The following is a 14,067-nucleotide window of genomic DNA, read 5'->3' on the forward strand; positions in this document are numbered from 1 at the left end:
GCGATTTAAAGAGCGGGAGTATACCCGATTCGGTCCTGCGCACGCCCCCTGGAGCCTTATGCCACGCTGCTTTTGGTGTACCGAAGATCCGCTGTACATGGCTTATCACGATCAGGAGTGGGGCACGCCGCTACGCGATGCGCAGGGATTGTTCGAGTTACTTTTGCTCGAAGGGTTCCAGGCAGGGCTTTCCTGGATCACCGTGTTGCGCAAACGAGAGCGTTATCGCGAGGTGCTGTTCGGCTTCGATGTACAGCGCGTGGCACAGATGAGCGATGCGGAAATCGATGAATTGATGCTCGATCCGGGGATCATCCGCAATCGCCTCAAACTCAACGCGGCCCGGCGCAATGCCCAGGCCTGGATGGCGTTGGAGGACCCGGTGGCGTTTCTCTGGTCGTTCGTCGGCGGCACGCCTGTGATCAATCATTTCAAGGATCGCAGTGAAGTACCGGCCGTGACACCGGTCGCTGTCGAGATGAGCAAAGGCCTGAAAAAAGCTGGATTCACGTTCGTCGGCCCGACCATTTGTTACGCGTTGATGCAGGCTTCGGGCATGGTCATGGACCACACCCGCGATTGCGATCGCTACGCCACCTTGGCGAACGGCGGTTAGAATAGCCGCCTCGCGCACAGCACAAGATCAGGAGTGACCTGTGGATAAGTTGAAAGGCGCCTTGCTGGTAGGCGCTCTGCGTCTGTTTGCCCTGCTTCCTTGGCGGGCCGTGCAGGCGGTGGGTTCGGCGATTGGCTGGATCATGTGGAAAACCCCCAACCGTTCCCGCGACGTGGTGCGGATCAACCTCGCCAAGTGCTTTCCGCAAATGGATCCGGCCGAACGCGAGCGTCTGGTGGGCCAGAGCCTGAAAGACATTGGCAAGTCCCTGACCGAGAGCGCTTGCGCGTGGATCTGGCCGGCTCAGCGTTCCATTGACCTGGTGCGCGAAGTGGAAGGTCTCGACGTGCTTAAAGATGCCCTCGCCTCCGGTAAAGGCGTGGTCGGCATCACCAGCCACCTGGGCAACTGGGAAGTGTTGAACCACTTCTATTGCAACCAGTGCAAACCGATCATTTTCTACCGCCCGCCCAAGCTCAAGGCAGTGGATGAGTTACTGCGCAAACAGCGGGTGCAATTGGGTAACCGAGTAGCTGCTTCCACCAAGGAAGGCATCCTCAGCGTGATCAAGGAAGTGCGTAAAGGTGGTGCAGTGGGCATTCCGGCTGACCCGGAACCGGCCGAATCCGCCGGGATCTTCGTGCCGTTCTTCGCCACTCAGGCCCTGACCAGCAAATTCGTCCCGAACATGCTGGCCGGGGGCAAAGCGGTCGGTGTGTTCCTGCATGCCCTGCGGCTGCCGGACGGTTCTGGTTACAAAGTGATCCTCGAAGCCGCGCCGGAGGCCATGTACAGCACCGATACCGAAACCTCCTGCGCAGCGATGAGCCAGGTGGTCGAGCGCTACGTGCGGGCTTATCCAAGCCAGTACATGTGGAGCATGAAGCGCTTCAAGAAGCGTCCGCCGGGTGAAGAGCGCTGGTATTGAGACGCAGGATGATCTAACGCCGTGGTCCCTTGTGGGTGCGGGCTTGCTCGCGAAGACGGTGTGTCAGTCGACATCATCTTCGCAGGCACTCCGCTTTCGCGAGCAAGCCCGCTCCCACAGGGTTTTGTGTCAGATCTGACGCTCGAGTTTTTTCAGAAACACCGTCATCTCCTTCTCCGCCTGCTTGTCGCCATGGGCGCGGGCGGCTTCCAGACCCTGTTCCCAAGCCTGACGCGCCGCCGCGTAATCCGCGAGCGCCAGATGGGCCTTGCCCAATAGCTTCCAGGCTGCCGAATACTTCGGATCGAACTCGACGCAGCGCTGGAAATGCTCCGCGGCTTTGGCATTTTCACCCAGATCCAGATAACCCTTGCCCAGGCCGAAGCGCAGCAGCGAGTTATCCACACCCTTGGCGAGCATTTTTTCCAGGGATTCGATCATCGGTGTTTCCTCAGTCAGTGATCGTTCCCACGCTCTGCGTGGGAATGCAGCCCGGGACGCTCTGCGTCCCATTCAACGCCGAACGCGGAGCGTCCGTTGAGGCATTCCCACGCAGAGCGTGGGAACGATCATCAGAAGAAGCTCAACCCCACATGGAACAACTTTTCCACATCCCGAATATGCTTTTTATCCACAAGGAACAGAATCACATGGTCGCCAGCTTCGATCACTGTGTCGTCGTGGGCGATGATCACTTCTTCGTCGCGGATGATCGCGCCGATGGTGGTTCCCGGCGGCAGGCCGATGTTTTCGATGGCCTTGCCGATCACTTTGCTCGACTTCGCATCACCGTGGGCGATGGCCTCAATGGCTTCCGCCGCACCTCGACGCAATGAGTGCACGCTGACGATATCGCCGCGCCGCACGTGGGCCAGCAACGTGCCGATGGTCGCCAGTTGCGGGCTGATGGCGATGTCGATGTCGCCGCCCTGGATCAGGTCGACGTAGGCCGGGTTGTTGATGATCGTCATCACCTTCTTCGCGCCCAGGCGCTTGGCCAGCAACGAAGACATGATGTTGGCTTCGTCGTCGTTGGTCAGCGCCAGGAAGATGTCGGCGTCGGCGATGTTCTCTTCCATCAGCAAGTCGCGGTCGGAGGCACTGCCCTGCAACACCACGGTGCTGTCGAGAGTGTCCGAGAGATGGCGGCAGCGGGCCGGGTTCATCTCGATGATCTTCACCTGATAACGGCTTTCGATGGCTTCGGCCAAACGCTCGCCAATTTGTCCGCCGCCGGCGATGACGATACGTTTGTAGCTCTCATCGAGGCGGCGCATTTCACTCATTACCGCGCGAATATTCGCTTTGGCGGCGATGAAAAATACTTCGTCGTCGGCTTCGATCACCGTATCGCCCTGCGGCAGGATCGGTCGGTCACGACGGAAAATCGCCGCAACGCGGGTTTCGACATTCGGCATGTGTTCGCGCAGCTGGCGCAGTTGCTGACCCACTAGCGGACCGCCGTAATAGGCTTTCACTGCCACCAGTTGCGCTTTGCCTTCGGCGAAGTCGATGACCTGCAACGCACCCGGATGCTGGATCAGGCGCTTGATGTAGTTGGTAACGACTTGCTCCGGACTGATCAGCACGTCGACCGGAATCGCTTCGTTATCGAACAGTTCGGCGCGGGTCAGGTACGCGGCTTCGCGGACCCGGGCGATCTTGGTCGGTGTGTGGAACAGAGTGTGAGCGACCTGACAGGCCACCATGTTGGTTTCGTCACTGTTGGTCACTGCAACCAACATGTCGGCGTCGTCGGCACCGGCCTGACGCAGTATGGTCGGCAGCGAACCGCGACCCTGTACGGTGCGGATGTCCAGCCGATCGCCGAGGTCACGCAAGCGTTCGCCATCGGTGTCGACCACGGTGATGTCGTTGGCTTCGCTGGCCAGGTGTTCCGCCAGCGAACCGCCGACCTGCCCTGCGCCGAGGATGATGATTTTCATCCAGTCACTCCCTTAAAACCGGTTAACCGCGCGCGGCGGCAATCTTGATCAGCTTGGCGTAGTAGAACCCGTCGTGGCCGCTTTCCTGGGCCAGTAACTGGCGACCATGGGGCTGCTTGATGCCGGCCTGACTGGCGATGTCGAGTTCACGAGCACCCGGTGTGCGAGCGAGGAACGCTTCGATGACTTCGGTGTTTTCGGTCGGCAGCGTGGAGCAGGTGGCGTAAAGCAGAATGCCACCCACGTCCAACGTTATCCACATGGCATCCAGCAGCTCGCCCTGAAGCACCGCCAGCGCGGCGATGTCGTCGGGTTGGCGAGTCAGTTTGATGTCCGGATGACGACGAATTACACCGGTGGCCGAGCACGGCGCATCCAGCAGGATGCGCTGGAACGGTTTGCCATCCCACCAGGTCGCGGTGTCGCGGCCGTCGGCGGCGATCAGTTCGGCGCTCAGGCCCAGGCGTTCAAGGTTTTCCCGTACCCGCACCAGACGCTTGGCTTCCAGATCCACCGCCACCACGCCAGCGAGTGCCGGCTCGGCCTCAAGGATGTGGCAGGTTTTGCCGCCCGGTGCGCAGCAGGCGTCCAGCACCCGTTGGCCTGGCGCCAGGTCCAGCAAGTCGGCAGCCAGTTGCGCGGCTTCGTCCTGCACGCTGATCCAGCCTTCAGCGAAACCCGGGAGGCAGCGCACGTCGGCCGCCGCGTCGAGGATGATGCCGTCCCGGCTGTAAACACACGGCGTGGCCGCGATGCCCGCTTCACTCAGCAACCCGAGATAAGCATCGCGGGTGTGATGGCGACGATTGACCCGCAAAATCATCGGCGGGTGAGCGTTGTTCGCCGCGCAAATGGCTTCCCACTGCTCAGGCCAGAAGGCTTTGAGGGATTTTTGCAGCCAGCGCGGGTGGGCAGTGCGCACCACCGGGTCGTGTTCCAGCTCGGCCAGCAGTGCTTCGCTTTCCCGTTGCGCGCGGCGCAGCACGGCGTTGAGCAAGGCTTTGGCCCACGGCTTTTTCAGTTTGTCGGCGCAACCGACAGTTTCGCCGATGGCCGCGTGGGCCGGAACCCGGGTGTAGAGCAGTTGGTAGAGGCCGACCAGCAACAGCGCCTCGACATCGGCATCAGCCGCTTTGAACGGCTTTTGCAGCAACTTGGCCGCCAACGCCGACAAACGTGGCTGCCAGCGAGCCGTGCCGAACGCCAGGTCCTGGGTGAAGCCGCGATCGCGGTCTTCGACCTTGTCCATTTGCGTTGGCAGAGAACTGTTGAGTGAGGCTTTTCCGTTAAGAACAGCAGCCAGAGCCTTGGTGGCGGCCAGACGTGGATTCATTGAGCGTCCGCCGTTTGACCGAGGACGGTGCCGACGGCGAATTTCTCACGACGGCTGTTGAACAAGTCGCTGAAGTTCAGTGCTTTGCCGCCGGGTAATTGCAGACGGGTCAGACACAACGCCTGTTCACCGCAGGCGACGATCAAGCCGTCCTTGCTGGCGCTGAGGATTTCACCCGGCGCGCCCTGCCCTTCGGCCAGGCTTGCGGCCAACACTTTCAGCGCTTCGCCGTTCAGCGTGCTGTGGGTGATCGGCCATGGGTTGAAGGCGCGAACCAGACGCTCCAGCTCCACTGCCGGGCGGCTCCAGTCGATGCGCGCTTCGTCCTTGTTCAACTTGTGTGCATAAGTGGCGAGGCTGTCGTCCTGCACTTCGCCTTGCAGAGTGCCAGCAGCGAGGCCGGCAATCGCCTGAACCACAGCCGGAGGGCCCATCTCTGCAAGGCGATCGTGGAGGCTGCCGCCGGTGTCTTCACCGCTGATCGGCGTGGTGACCTTGAGCAGCATCGGCCCCGTGTCCAGGCCCAGTTCCATGCGCATGACGGTCACGCCACTTTCGCTGTCGCCCGCCTCGACGGCGCGCTGGATCGGTGCCGCACCGCGCCAGCGTGGCAGCAAGGAAGCGTGACTGTTGATGCAGCCCAGACGCGGAATATCCAGCACCACTTGCGGCAGGATCAGCCCGTAGGCGACCACCACCAACAAATCCGGTTTCAGTGCGGCGAGTTCAGCCTGAGCGTCTTCGTTGCGCAGGGTCGGCGGTTGCAACACCTGAATGTTGTGCTCCAGAGCCAACTGCTTGACCGGGCTCGGCATCAGCTTCTGCCCACGGCCCGCCGGACGGTCCGGTTGGGTGTAGACCGCAACGACCTCGTAAGGACTGTCGAGCAGGGCCTTGAGGTGTTCGGCGGCGAATTCCGGGGTACCGGCAAAGACAATGCGCAGTGGCTCAGTCATGAAAGCTCTCAATTACAAAGCGTCTTGAAAAGAAAAAGGCTTGCCGCGGCAAGCCTTTGAAAGAAGGGCATCAAGCGTTCTGGCGATGGAGCTTTTCCAGTTTCTTCTTGATCCGGTCGCGTTTGAGCGTGGACAGGTAATCAACGAACAATTTGCCATTCAGGTGGTCGCATTCATGCTGGATGCATACCGCGAGCAGGCCTTCGGCGATCAGTTCGTACGGTTGGCCGTCGCGGTCCAGGGCCTTGATCTTGACCTTTTGCGGGCGGTCGACGTTTTCGTAGAAACCCGGCACCGAAAGGCAGCCTTCCTGATACTGGTCCACCTCGTCGGTCAGGACTTCGAACTCGGGGTTGATGAACACCCGCGGTTCGCTGCGGTCTTCGGAGAGGTCCATCACGACGATACGTTTGTGCACGTTGACCTGGGTCGCGGCGAGGCCGATGCCTGGCGCTTCATACATTGTTTCAAACATGTCATCGACCAACTGACGCACTTCGTCGTCCACTACAGCCACGGGTTTGGCGATAGTGCGCAGGCGCGAGTCGGGGAATTCGAGGATGTCTAAAATGGCCATAAGCTCAATTGCTGCACGTGTGAGGTAAAGTCGGGTCGATGGCCTGGCGAGTCCGAGGATGCAGGCTACCGTTGTGAACGTAGCTTCAGGCTTTTCAAAAATGAGCCGGAAGCGAGCCACGAGGGCTCTGGCGTTTCACGCGAACGTACATAATAAAGGGATTCACCGCATGAGGAAATCACTACTCGCCTTGCTCCTTCTGGCCTCGGCCGGTTTTGCGCACGGGCAAGTGCAACTCAGGGAAGGTTTTCCACAGCAATACACCGTGGTGGCAGGGGACACACTTTGGGACATTTCCGCCAAATACCTGCGTGAACCGTGGGAATGGCCGCAACTTTGGCAGGCCAATCCACAGATCGAAAACCCCAATCTCATTTATCCGGGCGATACGCTGTCGCTGGTCTACGTCAACGGTCAGCCACGCCTGACCCTCAATCGCGGCGCTTCCCGGGGCACCATCAAGCTTTCGCCACGCATCCGCAGCTCGCCGGTGGCCGATGCCATTCCGAGCATTCCGCTGAAATCGATCAACAGCTTTCTGCTGAGCAATCGCATCGTCGACAAGGCCGAGGATTTCGACAAGGCGCCCTACATCGTCGCCGGCGATGCCGAACGGGTGCTCAGCGGCACCGGTGATCGAATATTCGCCCGTGGCCATTTCGACCCGGCACAACCGGCGTACGGCATCTTCCGTCAGGGCAAGGTCTATACCGATCCGCAGAGCAAGGAGTTTCTGGGGATCAACGCCGACGACATCGGTGGCGGCGAGATCATTGCCACTGAAGGCGACGTCGCCACCCTGGCCCTGCAGCGCACCACTCAGGAAGTGCGACTCGGCGACCGGCTGTTCAGCGGCGAAGAACGCTCGATCAATTCAACCTTCATGCCCAGTGCCCCGACAACCGAAATCAACGGCTTGATCATTGATGTGCCACGTGGGGTCACCCAGATCGGCGCGCTGGATGTCGTCACGCTGAACAAGGGGCAGCGCGATGGCCTGGCCGAAGGCAATGTGCTGGCGGTGATGAAAACCGGTGAAACCGTGCGTGACCGGATCACTGGCCAGCCATTAAAAATTCCCGACGAGCGGGCCGGTTTGCTGATGGTCTTCCGCACCTACGACAAGCTCAGCTACGGGCTTGTCCTTAACGCATCGCGCTCTCTGGCGGTGATGGACAAGGTGCGAAATCCTTAAGCCTGCTCACAAGTTACCAACAGAGTTATCCACAGCTTATTCCCGATTCGACGGGACCCTATAACGATCAAGGATGATCCATGTCGCTGTCTGCCTGTACGTCCGTTTCCCCTGCGGAACTGGAAGCCCGTTTACGCCTGCACCGTTTGCCGGAACTCGGCCCTGCGCGTTTCAAGAAGTTGCTTGAGGCCTTCGGCTCTGCCTCCAAAGCCATCAGCGCACCGGCCAGCGCCTGGCGCGCGTTGGGCTTGCCCCTTGCTTGCGCGGAGGCTCGGCGCTCCAGTGAAATTCGTGATGGCGCCAGCCACGCACTGGCCTGGCTAGGGCGCCAGGGCCAGCATTTACTGATGTGGGACCAACCTGACTACCCCGTGTTGCTGGCGCAAATCAGCGATGCGCCGCCGCTGTTGTTCGTCGCGGGCGATCCGGGAATTCTGGAAAAACCACAGCTGGCGATGGTCGGCAGCCGTCGTGCTTCGCGACCGGGCATGGACACTGCCACCGCGTTTTCCCGCACTCTGGCCGGTGCCGGTTTTGTCATCACCAGCGGTCTGGCCCTGGGCATCGATGCCGCCGCGCATCAGGCAGCTCTGGACGTTGGCGGGCAAACGGTCGGGGTACTTGGCACGGGGCTGGAAAATTTTTATCCACAGCGCAATCGGCGACTGGCGGACGCCATGATCGCTTCGGGAAGCGCGGTACTTTCGGAGTTCCCGCTGGACGCCGGCCCTTCCCCCAGCAATTTCCCCCGGCGCAATCGAATCATCAGCGGTTTGTCCCTCGGCGTGCTCGTGGTCGAGGCGAGTGTTGCCAGTGGTTCATTGATCACCGCGAGACTGGCGGCGGAACAGGGGCGTGAGGTGTATGCGATTCCAGGGTCGATCCATCACCCTGGGGCAAAGGGTTGCCATCAGCTGATCCGCGACGGTGCGGTGCTGGTGGAAACCATCGAGCACATCCTCGAAGCCTTGCGCGGTTGGCAACGGCTGCCGTTATCCACAGAAACGCCGCAGACGACAGAGACTCATCCGCTGCTCATGTTGCTCCACGCGGCGCCCCATACCAGCGAAGCCTTGTCGATCACCAGCGGCTGGGCGCTGCCAAAAGTGCTGGCAGCGCTGACGGAACTGGAAATGGATGGCCGTGCGGTCTGCGAAAGCGGTCGATGGTTTGCGCGGGTAAACTAGGTTTTATAAGGAAGATCGGTAAACTGCGCAGAGCCTTATTCCGGAGAGTCTTTCATGGTCAACAGTTGGCGTGTGCAACAAGCCGCACGAGAAGTTCGCGCCGGGGCGGTCATTGCCTATCCAACCGAAGCTGTCTGGGGCCTGGGTTGCGACCCCTGGAACGAAGAGGCGGTGGATCGTCTGCTGATGCTCAAGGGACGGTCTGTGGATAAAGGTCTGATTCTGGTGGCCGACAATATTCGCCAGTTTGACTTCCTCTTCGAAGACTTCCCTGAATTGTGGATGGACCGCATGGCCAGCACCTGGCCCGGCCCCAACACCTGGCTGGTGCCGCATCAGAATCTGTTGCCCCAGTGGATTACCGGTGTGCATGAAACGGTGGCGTTACGGGTTAGCGATCACCCGCTGGTGCGGGATTTGTGTGCGTTGGTCGGGCCGTTGGTGTCAACCTCGGCCAACCCTCAGGGGCGGCCGGCGGCGCGGACGCGGCTTCGCGTGGAGCAGTATTTCCGCGGGCAGGTTGATTGGGTGCTGGGTGGCAATCTGGGTGGGCGGAAGAATCCGAGCGTGATTCGCGATCTGGCCACCGGCCACGTTGTGCGCCCGGATTAGACCGCGTCATCGTTCTTCGCGGGCAAGCCTCGCTCCCACAGATCCGAGTCGTATACGAATAATGTGAACGACCGAAATCCTGGAGCGAGGCTTGCCCGCGAAGAGGCCCTCAAGGCAACAAAACAGTCGAGCCCGTCGTACGCCGCGCCGACAATTCGGTCTGCGCTTTGGCCGCTTCAGCCAGTGGATAGCGCTGACTGATGTCCACCTTCAACTTGCCGCTGATGATCATCTCGAATAGCTCATCGGCCATGCTTTGCAGGTTTTCAGCGTTGTTGGCGTAGGTCGCCAGGGTCGGTCGGGTCACGTACAGCGAACCCTTCCCCGCGAGAATTCCCAAATTCACTCCGTCCACTGCGCCTGAAGCATTACCGAAACTCACCACCAGCCCCCGAGGCGCGACGCTGTCGAGCGATGTTAGCCAGGTATCTTTGCCTACGCCGTCGTACACCACCGGCACTTTTTTACCGTCAGTCAATTCCAGCACGCGTTGTGCGACGTTTTCATGGCTGTAATCGATGGTCGCCCAGGCACCATTGGCTTTCGCCAGTGCGGCTTTCTCTGGTGAGCTGACTGTGCCGATCAGCTTCACGTCCAAGGCCTTGGCCCATTGGCAGGCCAGCGAACCGACGCCGCCGGCTGCTGCGTGGAACAGAATGGTTTCGCCACCCTTGAGTTCGTACGTCTGACGCAGCAAGTACTGCACAGTCAGGCCTTTGAGCATCACGCCGGCGGCTTGCTCGAAGCTGATGGCATCCGGCAGATGTACCAGATTGGCTTCCGGCAAGACATGAACGTCGCTATAAGCGCCCAATGGGCCACTGCCGTACGCCACGCGATCGCCGATCTTGAAGCGGGTGACTTCGCTTCCGACGGCTTCGACCACGCCCGCGCCTTCAGCCCCCAGGCCCGACGGCAAGGCAGGTGGCGCATAAAGGCCACCGCGGTAATAGGTGTCAATGAAGTTCAGGCCGATGGCCTTGTTGGTCACGCGCACCTGCAGCGGGCCGGGTTCGGCGGGCTGGTAATCGACATGTTCGAGTACTTCGGGGCCGCCATGGGCGCGGAACTGGATACGCTTTGCCATCTGCACTTTCCTTAAGTATTAGCTTCTAGAGTTGTAGCGCCAAGCGCCCTATCGGACTCTTAAAGCTTGACCTTCGTCAACTGCGACGGCACAAGGTGCAGTGTTATCCTACGCAGCAATTTGCCACCGGCCTGTATGAGCGCCGCGTAGCTTTGCCCGATTCAAGGTGATGCCATGACTACCCGCACCGAGGCCGTAAAAGCCTACCTGCTCGACCTGCAAGACCGCATTTGCGCTGCCCTGGAAGCTGAAGACGGCGGCGCGCGTTTCGTCGAAGACGCCTGGACCCGGCCTGCCGGCGGTGGCGGTCGCACCCGGGTGATCGAAAACGGCGCGGTCATCGAAAAGGGCGGCGTCAACTTTTCCCACGTCTTTGGCAGCGGTCTCCCACCCTCCGCCAGCGCTCATCGGCCAGAACTGGCCGGACGAGGCTTCGAAGCCTTGGGCGTGTCTCTGGTGATTCACCCGCACAACCCCCATGTACCGACGTCCCACGCCAACGTGCGCTTTTTCATCGCTGAAAAAGAAGGTGAAGAGCCGGTCTGGTGGTTCGGTGGCGGCTTCGACCTGACCCCTTATTACGGTAATGAAGAAGACTGCGTGCACTGGCACCGCGTTGCCGAACAGGCCTGCGCGCCGTTCGGCCCGGACGTCTACCCGCGCTACAAGGCCTGGTGTGACAGTTACTTCCACATCAAGCATCGCCACGAGCCGCGTGGCATCGGCGGCCTGTTTTTCGATGACTTGAACGAGTGGGACTTCGACACCAGCTTCGCCTTCATGCGTGCCATCGGTGATGCTTTTATCGACGCTTACCTGCCAATCGTGCAGCGCCGCAAGAACGATGCGTTCACCGCCAAACAGCGTGAATTCCAGGAATTTCGCCGTGGCCGTTATGTCGAGTTCAACCTGGTCTATGACCGCGGTACGTTGTTCGGCCTGCAATCGGGTGGGCGTACCGAATCGATCCTGATGTCGCTGCCGCCACAAGTGCGCTGGGCCTACGACTGGAAAGCCGAGCCGGGCAGTGAAGAAGCGCGCCTGACCGAGTACTTCCTGCAAGACCGCGATTGGTTGGCCAAGGCCTGAACGAGGAATCCTGATGGACCGTTACGTCGTATTCGGTAACCCGATTGGCCACAGTAAGTCGCCGCTGATCCACCGTTTGTTCGCCGAACAGACCGGGCAGAAACTGGACTACAGCACCTTGCTGGCGCCCCTCGATGATTTTTCCGGCTGTGCCCAGGCATTTTTCCGCGAAGGGCGTGGGGCGAATGTGACGGTGCCGTTCAAGGAAGATGCCTATCGTTTGGCGAACAGCTTGACCAAGCGAGCGCAGCGGGCCGGCGCGGTGAATACCCTGAGCAAACTGGCTGATGGCAGTTTGCTGGGCGACAACACCGATGGCGCCGGGCTGGTACGGGACCTGACGGTCAACGCCGGATTTAGTCTTGCGGGCAAACGCATCCTGCTGCTCGGGGCCGGCGGTGCGGTGCGCGGTGCGCTGGAGCCGCTGCTGGCGGAGCAACCGGCGTCGGTGATCATCGCCAACCGCACGGTGGAAAAAGCCGAATTACTGGCGGAGTTGTTCGCGGATTTGGGGCCTGTGTCGGCCAGCGGTTTCGATTGGTTGCGCGAACCGGTGGACCTGATCATCAACGCTACGTCTGCCAGTCTGTCAGGCGATGTACCGCCGATTGCCGGCAGTTTGATCGAACCGGGCAAGACGGTTTGCTACGACATGATGTACGGCAAGGAGCCGACCTCGTTCTGCCGTTGGGCCAGCGAGCACGGCGCGGCGGTGGCGATGGATGGCTTGGGAATGTTGGCCGAGCAGGCGGCGGAAGCCTTCTATCTGTGGCGTGGTGTGCGTCCGGACACAGCGCCAGTGCTGGCCGAACTCCGCCGGCAACTGGCGATGTAGTTCTTTGTGGCGAGGGAGCAAGCTCCCTCGCCACAGGTTATGCCGTTGCCTCAACGTCGGTGTTTCAATCTTCAAAGCGAATCGGGCATTTCTCCGCGCCTTCGAGCTTCCTCAACTCCTCCACCACCTGTGGTCGCGCCCGCCGCAGGGTCAGGCTGCGATCCTGGCGCAGTAACCGTCGCGCTTCCTGGTGCAGCATTTCCACGCCTGAATAGTCGATGAAGTTGATCTGCTGCGCCTCGATCACTACCCGTGCGCCGTGCATTCGCTGCAAACGCACTTGCAGGTAATGGCTGGCGCCAAAAAAAATCGAACCACCGACTCGCAGAATGTCTTCGTCGCCCTCTCGCCAATGCTGCACCCGAGGTTGCGAGGTGCGTTTGAGGTAGAAGAACAGCGAGGCCAGCACTCCGGCGTAGATCGCCGTTTGCAACTCCAGCAACAGCGTCGCGACACAGGTCAGCGCCATGACCAGAAACTCGGCACGGCTGACCCGCAACAAGGCGCGAAGGCCGCGATGGTCCACCAATCCCCAGGCGATCAACAAAATGCTGCCGGCCATGGCCGGGATCGGAATATGCGCGATCAATACCGCACCGAAGATAGCGAACAGCGCCACCCACACCGCTGAAAAAACCCCCGCCAACGGTGAACAGGCACCGGCGTCATAGCTCAGGGCCGAGCGGGTGAAGGAACCGGCTGACAACGAGCCGGAAAAAAACGCACCGACCATGTTCGAAAAACCCTGGGCGCGGACTTCTTGATTGGCATCGAGCAATTGCTGCGAACGCGCTGACAAAGAGCGGGCAATCGACAGGCTCGTCACCAACCCGAGCATGCCGACCGCTACCGCGCTAGGCAGCAGGCGCAACACCAGGTCCAGATCCAGCGGCAGCAGCGGGCTGAAGGGCGGCAGCCGTCCGACAAAGGCGCTGACTAACTTCACATGACCGAACATCGCTGGCCACAGCCACACCAGCAATCCGCTCAAGGCCAGAGCGATCAATAGCGTCGGCCAGCGTGGCACCAGCAGTTTCAGCACGACGCCCACCACCACCGTGGCCAAGCCCAGTACCAGCGAGGGTTTGTCCACTTCACTGAGATGACTGAACAGCAGCACCAGGCTGTTCAGCGCCGTGGCCTGGTTGGGCACCTCCAGCCCCAGCAGGTTCGGCAGCTGCCCAATGGCAATCACCACCGCCGCGCCGCGAGGGTGAAGCCCAGCACCACCGAGTGAGAGACGAAATTCACCAAGGCGCCGAAACGCAGCAAACCCAGCAACCACTGGAAAATGCCCGCGAGGAGTGTCAGAAGCAGGATCAGCGTGACGTAGTCCTGCGACGCGGGGACGGCCAGAGGACTGACGCTGGCGTAAAGGACGATGGAAATGGCCGCCGTAGGGCCGCAAATCAAATGCCACGACGAACCCCACAGGCAGGCGATCAGCACTGGGATGATCGCGGCATACAAGCCATATTCCGGTGGGAGACCGGCGATCAGGGCGTAGGCAATGGATTGTGGCAACGCGAGAATCGCGCCACTCAGGCCGACAATCAGGTCACGACCGACGCTGGCGCGGGTTTGCCGGGGCAACCAGGTCAGGAAAGGAAAGAGTGAATGGCGGCTGGGGAAGGCCATGGGTCCTCTCGGGCGGGGTTTTGCACAAGGGTAACAGGGTAAAACGATCATTGTGGCGAGGGAGCTTG

The 14,067-nt window shown here is 60.7% G+C and carries 13 protein-coding genes and 1 pseudogene; 7 read left to right on the plus strand and 7 right to left on the minus strand.

Features of this window, described 5'->3' with window-relative positions:
* Nucleotides 1-58: 58 nt before the first annotated feature.
* Entirely contained in the window at nucleotides 59-616 is a 558-nt protein-coding gene (tag, locus tag PSH65_RS00060) for a DNA-3-methyladenine glycosylase I (protein WP_305424398.1), read from the plus strand.
* A gap of 40 nt (nucleotides 617-656) precedes the next feature.
* On the plus strand, nucleotides 657-1,544 hold the full coding sequence (locus tag PSH65_RS00065) for a lysophospholipid acyltransferase (protein WP_008007909.1): 888 nt from the start codon (nucleotides 657-659) through the stop codon (nucleotides 1,542-1,544).
* Between the two features lie 129 nt (nucleotides 1,545-1,673).
* Here the strand turns inward: PSH65_RS00065 and PSH65_RS00070 are convergent, their stop codons facing one another.
* From PSH65_RS00070 to def, 5 genes are all read right to left on the minus strand, one after another.
* Complete coding sequence (locus tag PSH65_RS00070; RefSeq protein ID WP_305424399.1) at nucleotides 1,674-1,985, minus strand: tetratricopeptide repeat protein; 312 nt, start codon at nucleotides 1,983-1,985, stop codon at nucleotides 1,674-1,676.
* 131 nt (nucleotides 1,986-2,116) lie between these two features.
* Nucleotides 2,117-3,490, minus strand: a complete 1,374-nt coding sequence (gene trkA / locus PSH65_RS00075) for a Trk system potassium transporter TrkA (protein ID WP_008007913.1) — start codon at nucleotides 3,488-3,490, stop codon at nucleotides 2,117-2,119.
* 22 nt (nucleotides 3,491-3,512) lie between these two features.
* Nucleotides 3,513-4,823: a 16S rRNA (cytosine(967)-C(5))-methyltransferase RsmB gene (rsmB, locus tag PSH65_RS00080; protein WP_305424400.1), complete on the minus strand. Its 1,311-nt coding sequence runs from the start codon at nucleotides 4,821-4,823 to the stop codon at nucleotides 3,513-3,515.
* Complete coding sequence (gene fmt, locus PSH65_RS00085) at nucleotides 4,820-5,779, minus strand: methionyl-tRNA formyltransferase (protein WP_305424401.1); 960 nt, start codon at nucleotides 5,777-5,779, stop codon at nucleotides 4,820-4,822. The genes rsmB and fmt overlap by 4 nt, the downstream gene beginning before the upstream one ends.
* A gap of 70 nt (nucleotides 5,780-5,849) precedes the next feature.
* Entirely contained in the window at nucleotides 5,850-6,356 is a 507-nt protein-coding gene (def, locus tag PSH65_RS00090) for a peptide deformylase (protein WP_008007919.1), read from the minus strand.
* Nucleotides 6,357-6,525: 169 nt separating this feature from the next.
* Between def and PSH65_RS00095 the strand changes: the two genes are divergently transcribed.
* The 3 genes from PSH65_RS00095 (at nucleotide 6,526) to PSH65_RS00105 (ending at nucleotide 9,350) form a co-directional block, all read left to right on the plus strand.
* The gene (locus tag PSH65_RS00095) at nucleotides 6,526-7,551 is read left to right on the plus strand and encodes a LysM peptidoglycan-binding domain-containing protein (protein ID WP_305424402.1); all 1,026 of its coding nucleotides are present in this window, start codon (nucleotides 6,526-6,528) and stop codon (nucleotides 7,549-7,551) included.
* Between the two features lie 80 nt (nucleotides 7,552-7,631).
* Nucleotides 7,632-8,738 carry a DNA-processing protein DprA gene (dprA, locus tag PSH65_RS00100; RefSeq protein WP_305424403.1) on the plus strand — a complete coding sequence of 369 codons (1,107 nt, stop codon included), beginning with the start codon at nucleotides 7,632-7,634 and terminating at the stop codon, nucleotides 8,736-8,738.
* A 54-nt stretch (nucleotides 8,739-8,792) separates the two neighbouring features.
* Nucleotides 8,793-9,350: an L-threonylcarbamoyladenylate synthase gene (locus PSH65_RS00105; protein WP_305424404.1), complete on the plus strand. Its 558-nt coding sequence runs from the start codon at nucleotides 8,793-8,795 to the stop codon at nucleotides 9,348-9,350.
* A 109-nt stretch (nucleotides 9,351-9,459) separates the two neighbouring features.
* On the opposite strand, the gene PSH65_RS00110 is transcribed toward PSH65_RS00105, so the two are convergent.
* Nucleotides 9,460-10,437, minus strand: a complete 978-nt coding sequence (locus PSH65_RS00110) for an NADPH:quinone reductase (RefSeq protein ID WP_305424405.1) — start codon at nucleotides 10,435-10,437, stop codon at nucleotides 9,460-9,462.
* Nucleotides 10,438-10,611: 174 nt separating this feature from the next.
* Between PSH65_RS00110 and hemF the strand changes: the two genes are divergently transcribed.
* Both hemF and aroE read left to right on the plus strand, forming a co-directional pair.
* Entirely contained in the window at nucleotides 10,612-11,526 is a 915-nt protein-coding gene (gene hemF, locus PSH65_RS00115; RefSeq protein WP_007902928.1) for an oxygen-dependent coproporphyrinogen oxidase, read from the plus strand.
* 13 nt (nucleotides 11,527-11,539) lie between these two features.
* A complete protein-coding gene (aroE, locus tag PSH65_RS00120) occupies nucleotides 11,540-12,361 on the plus strand; it encodes a shikimate dehydrogenase (RefSeq protein WP_305424406.1) in 822 nt (273 codons plus the stop codon).
* A gap of 64 nt (nucleotides 12,362-12,425) precedes the next feature.
* Here aroE and PSH65_RS00125 read toward each other — a convergent pair.
* A pseudogene (locus PSH65_RS00125) lies at nucleotides 12,426-13,999 on the minus strand (SulP family inorganic anion transporter).
* Nucleotides 14,000-14,067: the final 68 nt, after the last annotated feature.

The sequence above is a fragment of the Pseudomonas sp. FP603 genome (assembly GCF_030687415.1).
Lineage (GTDB): Bacteria > Pseudomonadota > Gammaproteobacteria > Pseudomonadales > Pseudomonadaceae > Aquipseudomonas > Aquipseudomonas wuhanensis.

Coding starts and splice junctions, on each gene's coding strand:
- PSH65_RS00070 (WP_305424399.1), bottom strand. CDS start 1,985: ATGATCGAATCCCTGGAAAAAATGCTCGCCAAGGGTGTGGATAACTCG.
- hemF (WP_007902928.1), top strand. CDS start 10,612: ATGACTACCCGCACCGAGGCCGTAAAAGCCTACCTGCTCGACCTGCAA.
- PSH65_RS00095 (WP_305424402.1), top strand. CDS start 6,526: ATGAGGAAATCACTACTCGCCTTGCTCCTTCTGGCCTCGGCCGGTTTT.
- def (WP_008007919.1), bottom strand. CDS start 6,356: ATGGCCATTTTAGACATCCTCGAATTCCCCGACTCGCGCCTGCGCACT.
- trkA (WP_008007913.1), bottom strand. CDS start 3,490: ATGAAAATCATCATCCTCGGCGCAGGGCAGGTCGGCGGTTCGCTGGCG.
- tag (WP_305424398.1), top strand. CDS start 59: ATGCCACGCTGCTTTTGGTGTACCGAAGATCCGCTGTACATGGCTTAT.
- PSH65_RS00105 (WP_305424404.1), top strand. CDS start 8,793: ATGGTCAACAGTTGGCGTGTGCAACAAGCCGCACGAGAAGTTCGCGCC.
- PSH65_RS00110 (WP_305424405.1), bottom strand. CDS start 10,437: ATGGCAAAGCGTATCCAGTTCCGCGCCCATGGCGGCCCCGAAGTACTC.
- dprA (WP_305424403.1), top strand. CDS start 7,632: ATGTCGCTGTCTGCCTGTACGTCCGTTTCCCCTGCGGAACTGGAAGCC.
- fmt (WP_305424401.1), bottom strand. CDS start 5,779: ATGACTGAGCCACTGCGCATTGTCTTTGCCGGTACCCCGGAATTCGCC.
- aroE (WP_305424406.1), top strand. CDS start 11,540: ATGGACCGTTACGTCGTATTCGGTAACCCGATTGGCCACAGTAAGTCG.
- rsmB (WP_305424400.1), bottom strand. CDS start 4,823: ATGAATCCACGTCTGGCCGCCACCAAGGCTCTGGCTGCTGTTCTTAAC.